Here is a 21,164-nt window from a genome sequence, read left to right as displayed (position 1 = left end):
TCATGAAACCATCGTTCGGAGGGAGCATAAACAAGGCAACACCCGCTTAAGTTGTGCGACATCTTTGGCATCAGAACAAAAAACGAAGGAACGCTGCCGTGCAGGACCTGATGACCATGATCGCCACACTCCGCCGCCCACGCTTGCTAAGCCGAGCCGCGAAAATCGGAGCAAAGGACTATAATCGGGACCGGCACTTGCAACGCGTTTTGGGCTACGGGTCGATACCCGGCACAGGATCGGCGTTGATCCGCCTCATGGAATTGGAGCGGGAGCTTGATCTGCAAAGGCAGGAAGATGACGCAGCCTATTCTCTGGTGCGTCATCTGGATATTTTGATCGCTCTGATCGGCGAGGCACAGCTGTTTCAAGCCAGCCGTACCACGCGGTATCAGTGATCAGGTGAAAGCATCCGGCATGGACGCCTTTTTCTCAGCGACATAGGCATCAAGCGCGGCCTTCACATCGGGATCGAGCTGCGGCTGCTGGTAATTGGCCAACAGATGCTCGACCCGTGCCGAGGCAAGCGTCCGTGTATCGCGGGCACCTTCTTCTTCCCAGGTCTCGAACGGCTTGTAATCCAGCAGATCGGTCTTCCAGAACGCCTCTTTGAAGTTCGCCTGTGTATGCGCGCAGCCCAGATAGTGGCCACCGGGCCCGACCTCTTGGATCGCGTCCATAGCCTGCGCATTTCCGTCATAGGCCACACCTTTGGCCAGACCGTGCAAGACACCCAGTTGGTCGGCATCCATGACGAATTTCTCAAAATCCGCCACCAGACCACCTTCAAGCCAACCGCAAGAGTGCAGCATGAAGTTCACACCCGACATCAGGCCCATGTTCAGAGAGTTCGCGGTCTCATACGCGGCCTGCGCGTCCGGCAATTTCGAGCCGCAGAAAGAACCGGCCGAGCGATAGGGAAGTCCCAGTCGCCGCGCCAATTGGCCTGCACCATAGGTCACGTGCGACGCCTCGGGGGTCCCGAACGTGGGCGCGCCTGAGTTCATGTCGATCGACGATACAAACGCACCAAAGATGGCCGGAGCACCGGGGCGGATGATCTGGCTATAGGCCACGCCTGCCATAACCTCGGCCAGCACCTGCGTCAGCGTTCCTGCCACAGAAACCGGTGCCATTGCACCGCCGACGATGAACGGCGAAATAATGCAAGCCTGGTTGTTGGCTGCATAAACTTCCAGCGAACCCATCATCACATCGTCGAATGTCATCGGCGAGTTGATGTTGGTCAGTGAGGTCATGACGGTGTTGTTCTGCACGAACTCCTTACCGAACAAAATCTCACACATCTCGACCGAATCCTGCGCACGGCTGGGATCCGTAACCGAACCCATGAACGGCTTGTCCGACAGAGTCATATGCGCCATCAGCATGTCCAGATGGCGCTTGTTCACCGGGATATCGGTCGGCTCGCAGACGGTACCGCCCGAATGGTGCAACCACTTGGACATATAGGCGAGCTTCACGAACTTGCTGAAGTCATCCATGGTCGCATAGCGACGTCCACCTTGCACATCGCGCACGAACGGAGGGCCATAGACTGGTGCCAGGACCATGTTACGGCCACCGATGACAACCGATTTCTCAGGGTTGCGGGCGTGCTGAGTGAACTCGCTTGGGGCGGTTTTAATCAGCTCACGCGCCAGACCGCGCGGCAGGCGAACACGCTCTCCCTCGACATCGGCACCGGCATCTTTCCAACGCTCCAGTGCGGCCGGGTTATCTACGAAATTGACGCCAATCTCGGCCAATACGGTTTCCGCATTGGTTTCGATGATTTCCAGCGCCTCTTCATTGAGGACCTCGAAATTGGGGATGTTGCGTTCGATGTATTTCGCGGTTTCGATCTTGACCGCCGTGCGCTCGGCCCGTCGGGCGGCGCCACCGCCACCCCGTGCCCGACGCCGGGTGTTTGCCTCTGCCATTGAGAAAATCCCGTGGTTAGTTGGTTTGGTAAGTGTGTTACATGAACGGCCAACACCGTCACAGGTAGATTACGGCGCAATAGAGGTAAAAGCGACATGTGCCACGCCCTGCGATAAATCTCCTGTGTTCGGGCGCTACGTCACGTTTTTCTGCATGACGACCGAGTTGCCGGAGATTTCGGCCTCGTGCCAACCCAGATGCGCATACATTGCTCGGGTGGCGTGCATCAATCGATGGGTCCGTAGACGCAGAATTGGCAGCCCGGCCTGTGCGGCATCGGATTCTGCGGCAGCAAGTAATCTGCTCGCCACACCTCGGCCCTGCGCCTTTGGTGAGACGGCGAGATTGAAGATCATCATGGCATCGGCTTGTTGATCAAAAACAATGACACCCCAAAGCTGCCCGCTCTCTTCCGCGATCAGAACTTGATGATTTGCGATCTCTTCCGAGACCCCAGCCGCAACATCCGGCAGGTCATCGATCTCGCGCGCCGCTTCTGCATAAGCGCTGGTGATACATGCCTGTATCGCTTTAGCATCGCTTTGTGCTGCTGTTCTGAGCTTCAGGATCGTCAACTTTCAACCTCCTCACTCAATTGACGTCATTGCGCTTGCACAAGCAAGGCTTGCGACCTAATAGCCAGTCATGACCCAAGACACCCACGACCGCCTTCTGATCATCGACTTCGGCAGCCAGGTGACACAGCTGATCGCCCGCCGCCTGCGCGAGCTGAACGTCTATTGCGAAATCCACCCTTATCAAAGCGTCACGATGGACTTTGTCCGAGAAATGGCCCCTAAGGCCGTGATCTTCTCGGGCGGCCCGGACAGCGTCACCCGAGAGGGTTCTCCGCGCGCACCGCAAGAGATCTTTGATTATGGCGTGCCGATCCTGGGCATCTGCTATGGTCAGCAGGTGATGATGCATCAACTGGGCGGCAAGGTTGAAAGCGGGCACGGCACCGCCGAGTTTGGCCGCGCCTTCGTGACCCCAAACAGTACGCTGGACATCCTCGATGGCTGGTTCGCAGACGGTGATGAGCAGGTCTGGATGAGCCACGGCGATCATGTAAGCGAAATCGCTCCGGGTTTTGAGGTGTTCGGCACCTCACCGAACGCACCCTTTGCGATCACGGCTGATCCCGATCGTCATTTCTATGCCGTGCAGTTCCACCCTGAGGTGCATCACACACCCAAAGGTGCAAAGCTCTATGAGAACTTCGTCAAGCTCGCCGGATTCAACGGCGACTGGACCATGGGTGCCTATCGTGAAGAGATGATACGCAAGATCCGCGAACAGGTCGGGGACAAAAAGGTCATTTGTGGCCTTTCGGGTGGTGTCGATAGCTCCGTCGCGGCCATCCTGATTCACGAAGCGATCGGCGATCAGCTGACATGCGTGTTTGTTGACCACGGCCTGCTACGTAAAAACGAGGCTTCCGAAGTCGTTGGAATGTTCCGCGACAATTACAACATTCAGCTGATTCACGCGGATGAAAGTGAGCTGTTCCTCGGCGAACTGGACGGGCAAAGCGACCCCGAGACCAAACGCAAGATCATCGGCAAACTGTTCATCGACGTGTTCCAGAAACATGCCGACACCATCGAAGGCGCCGAGTTTCTGGCGCAAGGCACTCTTTACCCCGATGTGATCGAGTCAGTCTCGTTCTCGGGTGGCCCTTCGGTGACCATCAAGTCTCACCACAATGTGGGCGGACTGCCCGAGAAAATGGGCCTGAAGCTGGTCGAACCCCTGCGCGAGCTGTTCAAGGATGAGGTGCGCGCCCTGGGTCGCGAACTGGGCCTGCCGCAGAGCTTTATTGGCCGCCACCCGTTCCCCGGCCCCGGCCTGGCGATCCGCTGCCCCGGCGAAATCACTCGCGAAAAGCTGGAGATTCTGCGTGAGGCGGATGCGATTTACATCGATCAGATTCGCAAGCACGGCCTTTACGACGAAATCTGGCAGGCCTTCGTCGCCATCCTTCCGGTTCGCACCGTCGGCGTCATGGGAGATGGCCGCACCTATGATTATGCCTGCGCCCTGCGCGCGGTGACTTCGGTTGATGGCATGACGGCGGATTACTACCCGTTCAGCCACGAATTCCTCGGTGAGACTGCAACGCGCATCATCAACGAAGTCAAGGGCATCAATCGATGCACTTATGACATTACCTCTAAACCACCGGGAACCATCGAGTGGGAATGAACGAAAAGCCGGGTCACAGCCCGGCTTTTTATTTTGCAATCCCGGACAAAACGCCCTTTAGTCAGCGTGTTATACCCCGAAACGGCGCTTAAACGATGGATGAGAGCAAAACGCAGATCGGCAAAGCCGCGCTCTGGATGACCGGGGCGATTGCCTCGTTTTCCTCCATGGCTGTGGCAGGCCGAGAACTAAGCGTGGTGCACGATACGTTCGAGATCATGTTCTACCGCAGTCTCGTCGGTATCTGCGTAGTTGCGCTGGTACTGAGCGTGACACGCAAGTGGCATCAGGTCACAACCAAACGTCTGGGGCTACATGGCGCACGAAACCTGCTGCATTTTATTGGACAGAACCTTTGGTTCTACGCCGTCGCTGTCATCCCCTTGGCGCAGGTCTTCGCCCTTGAATTCACAAACCCGATCTGGGTCATCCTGCTGTCCCCGTTGTTTTTGGGAGAACGCCTGACTGCCACGCGTGTGACAGCAGCGTTCATAGGGTTTGCAGGCATCCTCATCGTGGCACGACCGGGCGTGACCTCGATCAGCCCGGGCGTTATTGCAGCCGCCCTGTCTGCAATCTTCTTTGCCCTAACCAACATCTCGACCAAATCCCTGACGCGCATTGCCAGCATCGGCTGCATCATGTTCTGGCTGACAGTCATGCAGGCGGCGCTTGGCCTCATCGCCTCGGGGTTTGACGGTGACATTGCGCTGCCCTCGTTCAACACCGCCCCTTATCTGCTGCTGATCGGGTTGGCGGGATTGCTGGCGCATTACTGCATCACCAATGCATTGGCGATCGCTCCGGCGACGGTCGTCGTGCCATTCGATTTTGCCCGCCTCCCGACCATTGCGATTATAGGTATGATCCTCTATCAGGAGCCGCTGGATCAGTGGACGCTGCTGGGTGCTGTGGTGATTTTCTCAGGCATCTTCCTGAATGTTTGGTCCGAGAATCGTGCCAATTTGGCAACACACGCTCACCGTGCCGACGCAGACTAACGCTCCGTCACCGGTTGACCTTGTTTTAAGTATTAAGACAGTAACACCCGGTAACGAAGCCGGGTGTGCATGTGAGGGTGCACATAACAGGCAAATGGACAGAGTTAGGGAGGAATAAATGAAAAAAGCGCTGTTCAAGGCGTGTGCGCTGTGTGTCGGGGCCACAGCTGTGCAAGCGGGCGGTCTTGACCGAAGCGGTCAGGGTGTCAACATTTTGTTCGAGGAAGGGTCCGTCGCCCAATTCCGACTTGGTTACACCAACCCAAGCGTAAGTGGCTCGATGGAGGACCGGATTACCGGCAGCCCGACATTCGGCGAAACCATCGATTCTGGTAATGTCGCAAACGACTTCTTTACACCGCATCTTGCCTATAAGACATCTCTGACTGAAAGACTCGACTTCGCTCTGGTCTACGACCAACCTTTTGGCGCCGATATCGACTACTCAGCAGATTATCCGCTGTCTCAGAACGTGCTGTCCGGCTTTCCTGGAGGAAGCACAGACGTGCTGCGAGCGAAGGCAGACACAGATGCTGTCACCGCGCTACTGCGGTACAAGTTGGATAGCGGATTCAGCGTAATCGGTGGCGTTCGGGCGCAGCGCTTGAAAGCAAGCGTTTCGGTACCGATCGCGGGCGCAGGCACCACGCCGCCGCAAGGCGGATACCGCGTCGAAACCGACGATGAAATCGACTTTGGATATGTTGTCGGCGTCGCTTGGGAACGACCTGACATAGCAGCCCGTGTAGCCTTGACCTATAACTCGAAGATCACACACGATCTGTCGCAAACCGAAGCGAACGATTTCATCAACGGATTCATTCCTCCCGGAATTCCGACGATAGGTCGTACAAGCGCCGACTCGACAACCGAAGTCGTAACCCCGCAATCCGTCAACCTCGACTTTCAGACGGGCGTCGCACCAAAGACACTGCTGTTCGGGTCGGTTCGCTGGGTTGACTGGCCGCAGACAGTTTATGCTCCGCCGGTTTACGAAGGTCTGACCGGGATTAATCTGGTCGATTATGAAGAAGCCACGTGGACCTACTCGCTCGGCCTTGGCTACCAGTTCTCTGAACAGTTCTCGGGCGCAGTGACCTTGGGCTACGAAAGCTCGCAAGGTAACTCGGTTTCGAATCTAGGCCCAACAGACGGGTTCTGGAGCATCGGCCTAGGCGGCACCTACTCCTTTGAGAAAGCTCAACTTTCGGGCGGTGTACGCTATACGGATATCGGTGATGCGACCGCAAATGGAACCGGCCCGGACAACCGCGCCACCTTTACCGGCAACAGCGCCTGGAGCGTCGGGTTCCAGATCACATATTCTCTGGACTGATATAGCCAGAAAACCAACTGCAAAGCCCCGCCCAATCGGCGGGGCTTTTTCGCATGTTTCGGGTCGATCACTTGTCAGAGAGATGCCAGAACAGGCCATGGCTGTTCAGAAATCACTCTCTCCTCGCGCATGGGCCGAACTGATCCTACTCGGAGTAATCTGGGGCGGATCCTTTCTGTCGATCCGCATCGCATTAGATACGATCCCATTCGTAACGTCCGTATTTCATCGTGTCTTCTGGGCTTCTCTTGCGCTTTGGATCGTCATCTGGCTGCAAAAGCAGACCATTCCCCGCGATCCACGCATCTGGGGCGCATTTCTGGTGATGGGAGTTCTGAACAATGTGTTGCCCTTCTCTCTTATGGCCTGGGGCCAGCTTCATGTCGAAGTCGGGCTGACCTCAATTCTGAACGCCACGACAGCCGTCTTTGGTGTTCTGCTTGCCGCCCTATTCTTTCGTGATGAACGCCTGAGCAAGACACGCTTGCTGGGGGTCGTGCTGGGTTTTCTGGGCGTTTCAATTACAATCGGCCTCAACCAGTTTCATACCTTCAATCTGGGCAATCTTGGGCAACTGGCCATTTTGTTCGGCACACTTTCCTACGCCCTGGCCGCAGTCTGGGCCCGCAAGCAACTGGGCGATCTCTCTCCGCAGATCGCTGCCGCGGGAATGCTGACGACCTCGACCCTCATCATGCTGCCGGTCACGCTAATGGTAGACGGTGCCCCTACCCTTGCGCTCCCCGCGGTGACATGGATCGCCATCGCATATTACGCATTGGTGGCTACGGCGGGTGCCTATCTGCTCTACTATCGCGTGCTCCAACAAGGGGGCAGCGGCAATGTATTGCTGGTAACCTTGATCATCCCCCCGGTCTCAATCTTGCTTGGCGCTCTGGTCAGGGACGAAGCTCTGCCCCCGCGCGCCTTCGTTGGTTTCGCTATCTTGGCACTAGGGCTGCTAATCCTCAGCCAATCCCGCAGACGCGATTGACGCCGCCAACCGCCCGATTTAGCTAATGCAAAACAAGGGACGGCGGATGATGATCTATAGCTCGGCAAAAGACTGGCGCGAGGCCGAACGGAAAAAAGTACTGTTCTTCGGCATGTCCGGACTGGGCAAATCCTATGTCTCGAACACTCTGCGTGAAGCCGGGGACTGGTTCCACTATTCCATCGATTACCGCATCGGCACCCGTTACATGGGCGAATACATCACCGACAATGCCAAAGCCGAGGCGATGAAGGTTCCATTTCTTCGTGAACTGCTGTTGTCGGACTCGATCTATATCGGATCGAATATCAGCTTTGAAAACCTGACGCCGGTATCGACCTATCTGGGCAAACCCGGCAACTCGGAACTGGGTGGCCTCGAAATCTCTGAATATCAGCAGCGACAGGAGCAATTCCGGCTGGCCGAGATTCACGCCCTGCTGGACACCAAGTATTTCATCGAACGCGCCAAACGCCTTTACCATTATCCGCATTTCATCTGCGATACCGGAGGCTCGATCTGCGAATGGGTCGAACCCGACGATCCCAATGATCAGATCCTCAGCGAACTCTCCAACCAGACTCTGATGATCTGGATCAAGGGCGACGACGCGCATACCGAAGAGCTGATCCGCCGCTTTGACAAAGCCCCTAAACCTATGTCCTATCAGGCCGAGTTTCTGGCTCGCGTCTGGGCCGAGTATTTGGCCCTCAACGATTGTTCCGGGGATGAGGTCGATCCAGACGCCTTCATCCGCTGGACCTATGCCCAAGCTTTGGCCCATCGGCAGCCGCGATATGCGGCCATGGCGCGCAACTGGGGCGTCACAATCGAAGCCGACGACATCGCCAAGGTGCGCGACAGCGGTGATTTCGATGAGTTGATCGAGCGCACTCTTGAGACCCGCGCCAACCCCACCTAAGTTCCAGACTTCTTTCGCAGTTTCAGCAGCGTGACCATATGCCTATCAAAATACCCTCAGACCTGCCCGCCTTTGACGTCCTGACCAATGAGGGCGTCATGGTCATGGCCGAGGATCAGGCAGCACGTCAGGATATACGCCCATTGCGTATTGGTCTGTTGAACCTGATGCCCAAGAAGATTCAGACGGAAAATCAATTTGCGCGTCTGATCGGTGCGACCCCCTTGCAGATCGAACTGTCTTTGATCCGCATGACCGAGCATAAGACCAAGAATACCGCGGCCGCGCATATGGCCGAGTTCTATCACCCCTTTCAGGAGGTGAAGGATCAGAAGTTCGACGGCCTGATCATCACCGGCGCTCCGATCGAGCATCTGGAATTTCCCGATGTCACCTATTGGGAAGAGATGTGCGAAGTCTTCGATTGGTCTCAGACCAACGTGCATTCGACCTTTGGCGTCTGCTGGGGCGGAATGGCGATGATCAACCATTTCCACGGCGTTAAGAAACACATGCTGGATGCCAAGGCCTTTGGTTGCTTCCGTCACCGGAACCTTGCATCCGCATCACCATATCTGCGTGGATTTTCCGACGATTGCGTCATTCCTGTCAGCCGCTGGACCGAGATGCGACAGGATGAGATCGATGCAGCGCAGGGTCTGACCACCCTACTGGGAAGCGACGACGTAGGCCCTTGCCTGGTCGAAGACCCCGAACATCGCGCGCTCTATATCTTCAATCATTTTGAGTATGACAGCGACACACTCAAGCAGGAATATGATCGTGACGTGGCCAACGGCACGCCGATCAACGTACCGATCAACTATTATCCCGATGACGATCCAAGCCAGGATCCGCAGAACCGATGGCGCAGTCACGCGCATCTGCTGTATGGCAACTGGATCAACTCCATCTACCAGACAACCCCGTTCGATCTGACCAAAATTGGCCAGTAAACTTCTCATATCCCTTTGTGTCGTGGCCGCAGGTCTTGCAGCAGCGACTGCTTGGCGCGGCGCCCAACGGGAAGCGCGGGCCGAAGCCTCGTTTCCACCAGAAGGGCAAATCGTCGAAGTTGACGGGGTTGCGGTGCATGCCGTGGTCATGGGCGAAGGCCCGGACGTCGTGTTGATACACGGCTCCAGCGGCAATACACGAGATATGACCTTTGCACTGGCCCCGATTCTGGCAGAGAATTATCGCGTCATCGTCTTTGACAGACCTGGCCTTGGGTATTCCGATAGCTTTAATCCCAGCGGCGAAACAATTGTAGAGCAAGCAGAAATATTGCAACGCGCCGCAGCACAGCTTGGCGCAGAAAAACCCATTGTTGCCGGACAAAGTTATGGCGGATCGGTTTCTCTGGCATGGGCTGTGACTCGGCCAGAAAGCATCTCCGCACTCGTCCTGATCGCCCCGGCCGCCATCCCATGGGAGACCCCGCTTGACGCTTTCAACACCATTGGCGCGACTTCGGTCGGGAATGCGCTGGCTCTGCCCTTGATTTCCGCCTATGTGCCAGATTGGTATGTCACCAAGGCTTTGGATAAGGTTTTTGCACCCCAGAAGGCTCCGGAGGGCTATGCCGAGCATTTCGGTCCAGGCTTGACGATGCGCCGCGCGTCAATGCACGCAAACGCGAAACAGCGTGCAAACCTGTTGGATGAAGTGACCGAGCTTCAACCGCGTTATGGCGAAATATCGGTTCCGACGGAAATCGTCCACGGCACCGCGGATGATACCGTTGGTCTAAGCTGGCATTCCGAGCGTCTGATCGAACAAATCCCAGGCGCCGAACTTATCGAACTGGACGGAATCGGCCACATGCCACAAGTCGTTGCCGCCCCCGAAGTCGCAGCCGCCATTGACCGCGCTGCCGAACGCGCGGGTTTGCGTTAGGGCGATCCGTAATCCATAGTAAGATATGGATTTTATGGCGAGGCTGCACATGACCCGAACAGATCAAGGCGCTATCGAAAGTTACTTCCGAAATGAAGCGCCGAAAGAGGTTCGAGCCGCCATCGAATACTCCGGGAAAGGCGACATCCTGAACCCGTCCTACCCATATTCCGACAAGATGAAGGGGAAGGATTACGATGAACAGATGGATGCGCTTCAGATCGAACTGGTAAAGATGCAATCTTGGGTCAAAGCGACGAATCAGCGGGTTGCAATCCTGTTTGAAGGCCGGGATGCTGCAGGAAAAGGCGGGACAATCAAACGGTTCCGGAAAAACCTTAATCCACGCGGAGCGCGCAACGTGGCGCTCAGCAAGCCTTCGGATGCGGAGCGCAGTCAGTGGTATTTTCAACGTTATATCTCTCACCTACCCTCAGCGGGTGAAATCGTGTTCTTCGATCGAAGCTGGTACAACCGGGGTGTCGTTGAAAACGTTTTCGGCTTTTGCACCACAGACGAACGTGAGAGGTTTTTTCGCCAGGTTATTCCATTGGAGAACGGGTTCCGAAATGACGGCATTCACATGTTCAAGTTCTGGCTGAATGTCGGGCGCGCTGAGCAGTTGAACCGGTTCCTCGCCCGCGAGACTGACCCGCTGAAACAATGGAAGCTCAGTCCGATTGACGTGGCCGGGATAAGCAAATGGGATGAATACAGCCAGTCGATTTCAGAGACGCTCACGCGCAGTCATTCCGACGACTGTCCTTGGACGATCATCCGATCAGATGACAAGAAACGTGCGCGACTGGCGGCTATTCGCACTGTGCTAAGCGCTCTGGAGTATGATGGAAAAGACCCAGAAGTGGTTGGCATTCCAGATGACAAGATTAGTGGCGGCCCGGACATCTGGGATGCTTGAACGCGCTGGTTCCGGGCACAGCCCATACATATATAAGAAAAAACGCGCCTGAGGCCGGGATGACAAAACGCGGATATCACCACGGGAACCTGAAACAAGCACTGATCGAAGCGGCCTTGTCGCTGATCGAGCAGAAAGGCCCAACCGGTTTCACCCTCTCTGAGGCTGCCAAGACTGCCGGCGTCACACCAGCTGCCGTTTATCGGCACTATGAAGGGCGCGAGGACCTGATCGCCGAGGCCGCCCGACAAGGGTTCGAGATGTTCGCGGACCTGATGCAGTTCGCCTATGATAAAGGGCAACCCTCGGCACTGGCCGCATTTGAGGCAACGGGCCGCGCTTATCTGGCCTTTGCCCGCAAGCACCCGGGGCATTACATTGCTATGTTTGAAAGTGGAATTTCAGTCAATCGAACGCCAGAGCTCGCCCTTGCAGCCAACCGGGCGAAAAGCGTGCTCGAAAAGGCAGCAAGCGATCTTTCGCAGCATATACCACCCGAAAAGCGCCCGCCTGCGTCGATGTTCAGCGCGCATATCTGGGCGATGAGCCATGGAGTGGTTGAACTTTTCGCGCGCAATACTGGCGCAAGCTCTCCGTTTCCGCCCGAGGACCTTCTGGAGACCGGAATCGGCATCTATCTGCGCGGTTTGGGGCTGGTGGATCAGGACGACTAAAGCGTCAGAACACCCGGCTGGGCTTAGGCGTGTTCAGGCGTGATGTAACGTTGATCAGATCCATATGCCCCATACCCTTGATATCGACCGGCCCGATATCAGTGATCTGGAATTCATCGATCAGCGCGTATTTCATCTCTTCAGGCGCTACGATCCGCATCGGATTGGCAAAGACCTGCAGACGAGACGCAATATTCACCGCCGGGCCGAAAACATCATAGACGTATTTCTGAATCCCTACGACCGAGCCCACAGCAGGCCCCATCCCCAACCCGATCCGAGCCTGCCATTTATGCGGATGGCTTTCATTGCGACGCTCAAGATACCGTAGGAACCGAACCGCGCAATGAGCGACTGCGGTCGCATGGTCCGGGGTCTCATCCGGCATTCCGGAAACGGCCAGATAAGCATCACCGATGGTTTTGATCCGCTCACAGCCAAACTGTTCGACGATGCGATCGAAGGCTGTGAAAATATCGTTCAACTCGCTGAGCGTGACCGTTGGATCAGTCTTGGCCGCAAAATCAGTGAAACCCACGAAATCGAGCATCACCACCGATACTTGATCAAACAATTGAGGGGTAACAACGCCGAAGGTCTTGAATTCTTCATAGACCGCTTTCGGCATAAGGTTCAGCAGCAACCGTTCAACGCGCTCTTTCTCACGCTCCAGCTCACGCGTGTTCCGCTCGACCATTGTCGAATAGCTGTCGATCATGCTTTCCAGTTCGCGGATTCGGGTGATGTTCTGGCACTCAACCACCAGAACCTGTTCATCCAAACCATTGGCGAGAGAGACCGTCGTGGCAAAGATCAGCGTCCGGCGCTTGGGCTTAATCTGCAGTTCCACTGAATAGCGCAGGCCGGATTGCTTTACGTCCTCAAGCTCTTTCCGGTCCAGGCGGGGCAAAATATCCAATAAGGTCTGCCCTTCCTCCGGCGTTCCGAACCATTCGGCAAACGGCCCGTTATGGAACACAAAGGTCAAATCCGATGCGCGCAGCACCGCGACACCGACACCAATCGCACGCAACAAATGCTCGTTGATGGCGAGAATGCTCATGCAGCGTTCCGGGCTACGATAATTGACCGCTTGCTCTCAATCGCGTCCAGCGCGACGTTTATGTCTGGCTCTGACATACCGTGCATCGCCAACGCTTCGCTAAACAGCGCAGCCATTTCATCGAAATCCGAGTGCGTGATCTTCAGATGCCGATGAACCGCTTCTATCCGGTCATCGCTAAACGAAGCCGGACCTCCGACCAACGATGAAACAAATTTTGTCTGATGATCAATCAGACGCGGCATGTCGATATCATCGAAATAGTCCCCGATTTCATCGGATTCCAACGCCATCTCGTAGAATGACATCACAATGCGGCTGATGGTTTTGAAGCCACCATACTTTTCATAGATCGTCTGACTCACAACACAAAACCGAATGATTAGTGGCAATAACACTAGAAGGTTATATCAAACTGACAGTTTTGTTAACTTTTTTGAACCAAGGCTGACGATAGCGTGTTGAAAATATCGCCAACATATATTCTGCGGCAAATTCTGATCGTCGATTGTACGAAAGAAAACACGCAGGCGTCACGGCACCCCAGCACGATCATAGTCCTGAGCAACCTCAAGAGCGACCTTCTTGAAGTAGTTTGCCTGCTCATAAGGAATTACAAGTTTCTGATTGTCACCGTGGATGAAGGTGTTTGGTATCTCGCGCGGGTTTCTCTGATAAACGACTGCCCAGACCAGACAAGTTACTGCGTATCTGCCCAATTTGTTGACATGAATGTCGTCCTCAAAGATATCACCGATGCTGCTGAGGCCCGGAGCCTTTCCCGCCTCGATGTCATCGTAGATGCGCATCATCAACTTGTGGCCCGGTATCATGTAAATCAAAGGCATGCCCTCCGGCCGAACCGCATTGGCATGATCTTGCATCTGCTCCCAACGAGCTCCCTCGATATCCAGGCGTTCTCGAAACGGTATATGGCCTTCGCCGTCGGGTCGTACATCTCCGGGATTCTGCCACCACACCCAAGTGCTATAAAGCATGACTTCGGCACCCTTCCCATGATTACCGTTCTGCCAAGCGTGTTTGACCCATTTCTCGACGTAATCGAGTGTATCTACTTTGAATGCTTGAGGGTCGGGGTACAAAGGAACGCCTTCCGTCGTAACGAGAAGCTCAAACCTGCCAATATCTTGACGCGCGTCAGGCGCCCCATGCTCTACTGGATTATGCCAACGCCATTTCAGTCCAGCGCCGGGAGTAGTTGATTTTGCAATGTTGTCGTAAGGTTGAGTGCCGCGCAGCGCGCTTGTCGCGAGTATGAGCAGTCCGGGCCAAGGATAAACCATGTAAGTATCCGAAAGGCTATGCCCGCTATGTATTTGTTTTACATTTACCGGATTGGCCTGACGCGGAGGATAATCTGAGGACCATGCAGGTTGTGAAACACCCATACACAAAAACAAACCCACTAAACTCAAAGCAGTTCTATACATTACGCTCCAACCTCACTTTTACTGATATCAGTCTTCAACATCCGCCCGAAAACAAAACACCAGTTCGGCGATGATTTCGAGTCAATCTCGTTCGTCTATCGGATACTCGCTCTTTCTTTTTACCAAAATATGGCAGGTGTTCGTCTAAAATTCGCAACGTGGACGAGGCAAAATAGTCTCGCGATCACGAATGCACATTGCATTGTTTGACCTCGACAAATTATCGGCAGCGGCTGTGGAATATGGCGGAGAGACAGGGATTCGAACCCTGGAGACGGTTTCCCGCCTACACACTTTCCAGGCGTGCGCCTTCGACCACTCGGCCACCTCTCCGTGCCGGCGATATTTGGACCATCGAAACCAGATTTGCAAGGCCCGATTGCAGTCGAATTACAGCTCTTCTCCGTCCGGCGAATCCAGATCGGTTTCAGTCAGACCAGCAGGACCCTTGCGGTGATCTGCGGGCTTTTCCTGCGTCATTGCTTCCGCCTCTGACGATCGTGCGTTGTCATCACGCAAGACTTCGGCATTGCGCAGCCATACATCTCGTTGGGCGAATGGAATCTCGATTCCTTCTTCGACAAAGCGGCGGTTGATCTCGTGGTTCATATCGGATTTGACCGACAGAACCCAGTTCACGTCGCGCAGAATCGCACGGATCTCAAAATCCAGAGAATCCGCTCCGAATCCCTGGAAAACAACACTGGGCGCGGGGTTCGCCAGAACCATCGGGTGAGAATTCGCAATCTCACCCAGAATAGTTTCGACCTTGCGGGTATCTGTCCCATAGGCCACGCCCACAGGCACGATCACCCGACCAATCGTATTTCCGCGCGTGTAGTTGGTGACCACGCCGCTGATCAGATCCGAGTTCGGAACGATCACATCCGTCCGATCAAAGGTTTCAATCCGTGTTGAACGGACCGAGATATCGCGGACATACCCCATCATCCCGTTCACATCGATCCAGTCACCCTTCGAGATCGGGCGTTCAACCAGCAGGATGATGCCTGACACAAAGTTCGAAACAATGGTTTGAAGCCCGAAACCAATACCAACCGACAAGGCCCCTGCGACAATCGCAAGCGAGGAAAGATCAAAGCCCGCGACAATGATCGCAATCAGTGCGGCCAGGAAGATACCGACATAACCGGTGCCAGAAACGATTGCGTTCTGACCGCCGGGGTCAATCTTGGTCTTGGGCAGCAGCGAGTTTCTCAGACCGCCTTGCAGCAATCGGGTCAGCGTATAGCCAATGGCAAACACCGCGACAAAGACCAGAAAATTACTGGGCGATATCGTGACGCCGCCGATATTGAACCCCAGCAATAGTCGCGACCAGGCCTCCAATAGATCGGTCTCGCGCGCGCCCCAGTAGATGGCCAGAATGGGAAGCGCCAGTATCGCCAATGCAAACCCGACCAGAACCGAGAACAAAGAATCACGCGCGGCCTCACCCTGCCCCGTTAGCCAGCCATAAACCATGCTGAAGAACCGCTGAACAATGACCAGCGCCGCGATCAAGACCAGAGTCTTCACCGCCGGAAAGACGATCCCTTCGGCTGCGTTTATGTAGCCGAAAATCGCCAGAACTGGTGTGGCAACTCCCAACAGGAACAGAGCTCGTCGTAGAAACTCAATCAGTTGACTGAAGCCCGCCGCGCGACGAGGCGCGTCTTGCTCGGATCCATCATTTCTCACATCGGTCTGACGAATCTGGCGCACCCGCAACAACAGCAGAGCCGTCGCCAATACGACCGGGAATCCAACTACAGCCCGTGTCGCATCCGAGATGTTCTCGATCTGCTCGAACAACTGCACCAGTTCGTGCAGTATGAGCATGACAGCCAAAAGATCGACATAAACTCGAATTTCCCTGATTTTGCCTTGAGATAGACGCTGAAAATCCTGCGCGGCGCCCATCAGATAGATCTGTCTGCCGATCCAGTCGAAATAGAAGATGATCGCGGCCCAGTACGGTATGTTGTCGAACAACAGCATGCCACGCAGTCCCAGCACACCGGTCAACATTACCGCTTCGACCAGTGCCCAGACGCCAAGCCATGGCAACAAAATGCGAAAGAGTGAGACAACGAATGTCCAGACACCGCTGCCTTGCCCCCCAAGCGAGCGCAGATACGCACCGCCTTTCTCGGACCAGTACCGCCCATACAGAAGCAAAACCGCCGAGACTACGAGCAGCGCAAAAATGCCCAGACTGCGTTCGCGTATCTGTTCACGCACCACGTCAGTCTTCAAATTCTTGGTGGTCTCGTTGACCAGGCTGCGGGTGGCTTCTTTTACATCATTCCATGCAGGCCCCCAATAAACTGGGTTGACCGGAGATGGTCCCCTCTCAAGCATCTCTTTTGCCTGCCGGTCGCGGATGATACGGTCAATTTCACTGATCAGGCCGTTCGCCCGGCTGAACGCTTCTTCCGAGATGATGCGTGGGACTCGAAGACTATTGAGCTGCGTTTCAAGATGCTCGCGCAGCTTTGCTATGTCTTCAGGTTCCGTTTCACCATCGGCTGGGGGATCACCCAAAGCCTTGAGCTGGCTTTCCAGTGTCTGAATTCGATCGGTATTGGCACCACGAGCCTTGTTGAAGTCTTCGCGGTAACCATTTATTTCCGAACGCAGATTTTCGAGCGCAGCATTCGACGCCCGATTGGCGCTGATCACCGATTCTGCGCGGTCCGCCGTGCTGATCCATCCCTGATAATATTCGCTCTGCCGGTCGGTCAGCTGGGCCGAGGCCATGCCGCCCAGCCCAATTAGACATAAGGCGGCGAGGATCAGAAACAGGCGGACCTGTCGCAACATCACACGTCCTCGAATACACCGGGGATGCTGCGCGGCGCTTCGGTCATCCAGTCGGGAACCGGCAGTTCCTTTTCGCGCAGGAATTCAGGGTTGAACAGTTTCGATTGATAACGCGTGCCATAGTCGCACAAGATGGTGACAATGGTGTGACCCGGCCCCAACTCCTTCGCCAACCGAACCGCGCCCGCCATATTGATCGCGGTCGAACCGCCCATGACCAGCCCCTCTTCGCGCAGCAGATCGAAAATATAAGGCAGCGCTTCGTTATCGGTGATCTGGTAGGAATGATCAGGGGTGAACCCCTCAAGGTTCTTTGTCACCCGCACCTGCCCGATGCCCTCTGCGATCGAGCCGCCCTCCATCGCGATCTCACCGGTTGTGTAATAGGAATAGAGCCCTGCCCCCATCGGATCAGCCAGACCAATCTTGACACCCTTGGGCTGCAGCGCATCGGCGACGCCCGCAAGGGTCCCGCCCGAGCCAACGGCACAGATGAAACCATCAACCTTTCCACCTGTCTGTTCCCAGATTTCGGGACCAGTGGTTTCGACATGCGCCTGCCGGTTTGCCACATTGTCGAACTGGTTGGCCCAGATCGCGCCATTGGGCTCAGTCTGGGCAAGCTCTTCGGCAAGGCGGCGTGAATAGTGCACAAAGTTGTTGGGGTTGCGATAGGGTGCGGCAGGTACCTGCACCAACTGCGCCCCGGCCAGGCGCAGCATGTCCTTTTTCTCTTCCGACTGGGTCTCGGGGATCACGATCACCGTCTTAAAGCCCATCGAGGCCCCAACCAGCGCAAGGCCAATACCGGTGTTACCAGCGGTGCCTTCGACAATTGTGCCGCCCGGTTTCAAATCACCGCGCGCGATAGCGTCGCGGATGATATATAGCGCCGCGCGATCCTTGACCGACTGGCCAGGGTTCATGAATTCGGCCTTGCCCAAAATCTCGCAGCCAGTTTCGTCGCTGATGCGGCGCAGCCGGATCAAAGGTGTTTTACCGACCGCGTCGGCAAGGTCTCGTGCAATGCGCATGGCACCCTCTTGTCATTTGGTATTGCAGAAGATTTACAGGCGCCCCGCCGCAACCACAAGTCGCGATAGTTAAGCCCGCAGCCGATCACGGTGTCGCGCCAGCCAATGTGCCAATGTCAAAAGCTTCAGGTCTTTGAAAACATGGGCATCTACCTTGTCCATGAATGTACCAAAGGGCAGTATTTTACTGCGAATATCCTCACCCTCGGTGGCCACACCTACACCTTCGACCGTGCCAGTCAGATCGGCCAGCCCAACATACAGATAGACATATTCGGTCGAAGACCCGGTGGATGAATATGCACCCCCGACATATTCCAACCTATTCAGCGATACATGTGCCTCTTCTCGCACTTCGCGATACGCCGTCTGTTCCGGGGTTTCTCCGGGATCGACCATACCCGCAACCGGCTCCCACAACCATGGATCGGAATCGTCGCTCATGAAAACCGGCGCACGGAATTGCTCGACCAGCAGCACTGTATCACGCACCGGATCATAGGGCAGTACAATCGCCGCTGCCCCTTGCATCAACGCGCTACGCCGCAAAACGGGGCTCATTGAACCATCGTATTTACGATGCTGCAGGTCCATTTCGCCCATACCGAAATAACCGACATAGGAACGCTCATGATGCTTTACGATCACATCTTGTTCGGCATCGCCCTGATCTTCGTTGCCCCGTTGGCGGTTGAGCAATCGGGCCCAAGCGCGCATTAATATCGAAGGATAGCTCTGCGCGACCAGCGCAGTCTCGATTGTTCCATAGAGGGCCATGACCTCTTCCGCGGCCAACAGGCTGACCTCGGCCCAGCGATCAACCCAGTCCTGCAAAGACCACGCTTGGTCCCGCGTCCAAAGATCCGGCTGAGGATAAAACACACGAGCCGGAAGGATCGATCCATCTTCACACTCAACCTGCTGAGGGCTCAGATCGTAATCAAATCCGCCCTCATAGAAAGCCAGCCTTTCCAAATCCTCGACACTCAGATTCTGAACCAAAAGTCCGTCGGCGGTGCTACCTTTCTCCTTCAAGATCATCGGGAAAATCTGATCTTTGACGCCATAAACCGCGTGATCTTGCAGCACGACGGGCGTTACGACCATTTCTGAAATCGGGCGGCCAAGCACAAGCTCAAGCAAAGGGAGATGCCGCAAGGTGCCGTAAAAAAACAGATTTGACATCAATCAGTGCCCCAACCGGATCACGCGTGTTTATTTCCAGCGGCGGAAGGCGATTTCGGTCAGTATGCCACTGATCACCGCACCGATCGCAAAGGTCCAGAGAATCTCAGGTGCCAGCAGTTGCTGGCCAAACTCTACGCCGATCTTGAAGATCGCAAGCAACGCCTCAAACGGCCCCCCGTATCGATGGCGCATCGCCAGACTGAACATCTCGTAGGTGCCCTGCACGAACAGACCCCAGAACACCAAGGAAGCCACTCCGGTCAGACCATTGTTGATCCCGGCAGTCCAACCGCGCCCGGCGCGCTTACCCATAACGACCCAGCCGCAAACAACCCCGAGGGCCATGTTGACATAGGTAAAATACCCATAGTCCTTGCCCTCTTCCCCGTTGCTGATCACCATACCCGACACGAGAAACGCCACCACCAGCAGGCAAATAGCTGCGACAAGACGTGAGGCTGTAGGCATTCGGTTTTTCCGTCTTTAACTCGGTTTGGCTACAGTGATCTGTGTCACATCACAATTGCCGGTGTCAAAGGCTGCGCCACACGCGGTCAAATAATAATTCCACATGCGGCGAAAACGCTCATCAAAGCCCATGTCCGCGATCTCATCCCATTTGGCATTGAACGTCTCGTACCAGCGCCGAAGCGTCAGATCATAACTTTTGCCGAACTCCTTGGAGCGCACAACACTCAGCCCCGATTGTGCGATCTGTTCTTTCAGGATCGTCGGCGCAGGCAGCATACCCCCGGGAAAGATGTATTTCTGAATGAAATCAACGCCGTTCTTATAAACGTCCCAGCGATGATCCGCGACCGTGATGATCTGAAGGGTCGCTTGCGCTCCTGGCTTCAAACGATCACGCACAGTGTCAAAATAGACAGGCCAATACTTCTGACCTACGGCCTCGAACATCTCGATCGATGCGATCCCGTCATATTGTCCCTGTTCGTCGCGATAGTCCTGCAGCTTGAATTCCACAAGATCAGAAAGACCTGCCTTATCAATGCGTTCTTGCGCAAACTTCAATTGCTCCTGACTTATGGTCAGGCCGGTCACGCGCAGGCCGCGTTCCTTGGCAGCATACTCGGCAAACCCACCCCAGCCACATCCGATTTCAAGGATATGGTCACCAGGTTTGGCCTCCATCTCATCCACCAGGCTGGCGTATTTCGCAGTTTGCGCCTTTTCCAGGCTCTCCTGCCCGGTTTCGAAGATTGCGCTGGAATAGGTCATCGTGTCGTCCAGCCACAAACCGTAGAACTCGTTCCCCAGATCATAGTGGTATGAGATGTTCTTTTTTGCCTGCGACTTGTGATTGCGATGCAACCAGAACCTCAGGCGTTCATAAGCGCGAACCAGAAACTTTCCGGTGAAATCATCATAGACTGTTTCCGTTCCGAGATGCACAAGGTCCATGAAGCTGCGCAGATCGGGCGTACTCCAGTCGCCTTCCAGATAAGCGTCGGAAAAACCCAATTCGCCCTCTCGTACAAGGCGCGCAAAAACATCCGGGTCATGTATGTCGATATGGGCAACAGGGCCGGGCTTGGGCGCGTCCGAGCGGAAAACGCGGCCATCCGGCAGGGCAATATCAAGCCGCCCGGACTCCATCCGCTTCAGCATCTTGAAGACCTGCGCAAAATACCTCGGCAGGTTGTCCTGCCCATCTGTGGACGTCAGAAACATCCGCTCTCCCCTCTGC

20 protein-coding genes and 1 tRNA gene are annotated in these 21,164 nt (G+C 55.4%); 10 read left to right on the top strand and 11 right to left on the bottom strand.

What is annotated here, in order from left to right; translation table 11 throughout:
- The first annotated feature begins 98 nt into the window (after nt 1-98).
- Nucleotides 99-398 (top strand): DUF6477 family protein, encoded by a 300-nt coding sequence (locus ACR0IV_RS03300; protein ID WP_480657876.1) that lies wholly within the window; start codon nt 99-101, stop codon nt 396-398.
- Here ACR0IV_RS03300 and ACR0IV_RS03295 read toward each other — a convergent pair whose 3' ends face one another.
- Both ACR0IV_RS03295 and ACR0IV_RS03290 read right to left on the bottom strand, forming a co-directional pair.
- Nucleotides 399-1,943, bottom strand: coding sequence for a trimethylamine methyltransferase family protein (locus ACR0IV_RS03295; protein ID WP_480657878.1), 1,545 nt, complete (start codon nt 1,941-1,943; stop codon nt 399-401).
- A gap of 135 nt (nt 1,944-2,078) precedes the next feature.
- Entirely contained in the window at nt 2,079-2,519 is a 441-nt protein-coding gene (locus ACR0IV_RS03290; protein ID WP_480657880.1) for a GNAT family N-acetyltransferase, read from the bottom strand.
- Nucleotides 2,520-2,589: 70 nt separating this feature from the next.
- Between ACR0IV_RS03290 and guaA the strand changes: the two genes are divergently transcribed.
- From guaA to ACR0IV_RS03245, 9 genes are all read left to right on the top strand, one after another.
- On the top strand, nt 2,590-4,149 hold the full coding sequence (guaA, locus tag ACR0IV_RS03285) for a glutamine-hydrolyzing GMP synthase (protein WP_480657882.1): 1,560 nt from the start codon (nt 2,590-2,592) through the stop codon (nt 4,147-4,149).
- Nucleotides 4,150-4,244: 95 nt separating this feature from the next.
- A complete protein-coding gene (locus ACR0IV_RS03280; RefSeq protein ID WP_480657883.1) occupies nt 4,245-5,150 on the top strand; it encodes a DMT family transporter in 906 nt (301 codons plus the stop codon).
- A 118-nt stretch (nt 5,151-5,268) separates the two neighbouring features.
- Complete coding sequence (locus ACR0IV_RS03275) at nt 5,269-6,486, top strand: OmpP1/FadL family transporter (protein WP_480469988.1); 1,218 nt, start codon at nt 5,269-5,271, stop codon at nt 6,484-6,486.
- Nucleotides 6,487-6,583: 97 nt separating this feature from the next.
- Entirely contained in the window at nt 6,584-7,480 is an 897-nt protein-coding gene (locus ACR0IV_RS03270) for a DMT family transporter (RefSeq protein WP_480657884.1), read from the top strand.
- 49 nt (nt 7,481-7,529) lie between these two features.
- Nucleotides 7,530-8,402, top strand: a complete 873-nt coding sequence (locus ACR0IV_RS03265; protein ID WP_480658567.1) for an ATPase — start codon at nt 7,530-7,532, stop codon at nt 8,400-8,402.
- A gap of 38 nt (nt 8,403-8,440) precedes the next feature.
- Entirely contained in the window at nt 8,441-9,358 is a 918-nt protein-coding gene (metA, locus tag ACR0IV_RS03260; protein ID WP_480657885.1) for a homoserine O-acetyltransferase MetA, read from the top strand.
- Nucleotides 9,348-10,301 (top strand): alpha/beta fold hydrolase, encoded by a 954-nt coding sequence (locus ACR0IV_RS03255; RefSeq protein WP_480657887.1) that lies wholly within the window; start codon nt 9,348-9,350, stop codon nt 10,299-10,301. The genes metA and ACR0IV_RS03255 overlap by 11 nt, the downstream gene beginning before the upstream one ends.
- Nucleotides 10,302-10,350: 49 nt before the next feature.
- The gene (gene ppk2, locus ACR0IV_RS03250) at nt 10,351-11,220 is read left to right on the top strand and encodes a polyphosphate kinase 2 (protein WP_480657888.1); all 870 of its coding nucleotides are present in this window, start codon (nt 10,351-10,353) and stop codon (nt 11,218-11,220) included.
- 59 nt (nt 11,221-11,279) lie between these two features.
- Nucleotides 11,280-11,894 carry a TetR/AcrR family transcriptional regulator gene (locus ACR0IV_RS03245; RefSeq protein WP_480469993.1) on the top strand — a complete coding sequence of 205 codons (615 nt, stop codon included), beginning with the start codon at nt 11,280-11,282 and terminating at the stop codon, nt 11,892-11,894.
- A gap of 4 nt (nt 11,895-11,898) precedes the next feature.
- Here ACR0IV_RS03245 and ACR0IV_RS03240 read toward each other — a convergent pair whose 3' ends face one another.
- The 9 genes from ACR0IV_RS03240 to ACR0IV_RS03200 form a co-directional block, all read right to left on the bottom strand.
- On the bottom strand, nt 11,899-12,957 hold the full coding sequence (locus ACR0IV_RS03240) for an adenylate/guanylate cyclase domain-containing protein (protein WP_480657889.1): 1,059 nt from the start codon (nt 12,955-12,957) through the stop codon (nt 11,899-11,901).
- Entirely contained in the window at nt 12,954-13,322 is a 369-nt protein-coding gene (locus tag ACR0IV_RS03235) for a group I truncated hemoglobin (RefSeq protein ID WP_480657891.1), read from the bottom strand. The genes ACR0IV_RS03240 and ACR0IV_RS03235 overlap by 4 nt, the downstream gene beginning before the upstream one ends.
- A gap of 168 nt (nt 13,323-13,490) precedes the next feature.
- Complete coding sequence (locus tag ACR0IV_RS03230) at nt 13,491-14,261, bottom strand: hypothetical protein (protein WP_480657893.1); 771 nt, start codon at nt 14,259-14,261, stop codon at nt 13,491-13,493.
- Between the two features lie 390 nt (nt 14,262-14,651).
- Nucleotides 14,652-14,741: transfer RNA gene (locus ACR0IV_RS03225), tRNA-Ser, on the bottom strand.
- Nucleotides 14,742-14,798: 57 nt separating this feature from the next.
- On the bottom strand, nt 14,799-17,234 hold the full coding sequence (locus tag ACR0IV_RS03220; protein ID WP_480657894.1) for a DUF3772 domain-containing protein: 2,436 nt from the start codon (nt 17,232-17,234) through the stop codon (nt 14,799-14,801).
- On the bottom strand, nt 17,234-18,268 hold the full coding sequence (locus ACR0IV_RS03215; protein ID WP_480469998.1) for a cysteine synthase A: 1,035 nt from the start codon (nt 18,266-18,268) through the stop codon (nt 17,234-17,236). Before ACR0IV_RS03215 ends, ACR0IV_RS03220 begins: the two co-directional genes overlap by 1 nt.
- Before the next feature lie 69 nt (nt 18,269-18,337).
- Nucleotides 18,338-19,453: an NUDIX domain-containing protein gene (locus ACR0IV_RS03210; protein WP_480657895.1), complete on the bottom strand. Its 1,116-nt coding sequence runs from the start codon at nt 19,451-19,453 to the stop codon at nt 18,338-18,340.
- Between the two features lie 30 nt (nt 19,454-19,483).
- On the bottom strand, nt 19,484-19,924 hold the full coding sequence (locus ACR0IV_RS03205; RefSeq protein ID WP_480657896.1) for a TrgA family protein: 441 nt from the start codon (nt 19,922-19,924) through the stop codon (nt 19,484-19,486).
- 15 nt (nt 19,925-19,939) lie between these two features.
- Nucleotides 19,940-21,148 carry a class I SAM-dependent methyltransferase gene (locus tag ACR0IV_RS03200; RefSeq protein WP_480657898.1) on the bottom strand — a complete coding sequence of 403 codons (1,209 nt, stop codon included), beginning with the start codon at nt 21,146-21,148 and terminating at the stop codon, nt 19,940-19,942.
- Nucleotides 21,149-21,164: the final 16 nt, after the last annotated feature.

It is taken from the genome of Ruegeria sp. C2 (genome assembly GCF_056537765.1).
The sequence above is the reverse complement of the archived record's forward strand: the minus strand, read 5'-3'. Positions and strand labels throughout refer to the sequence as shown.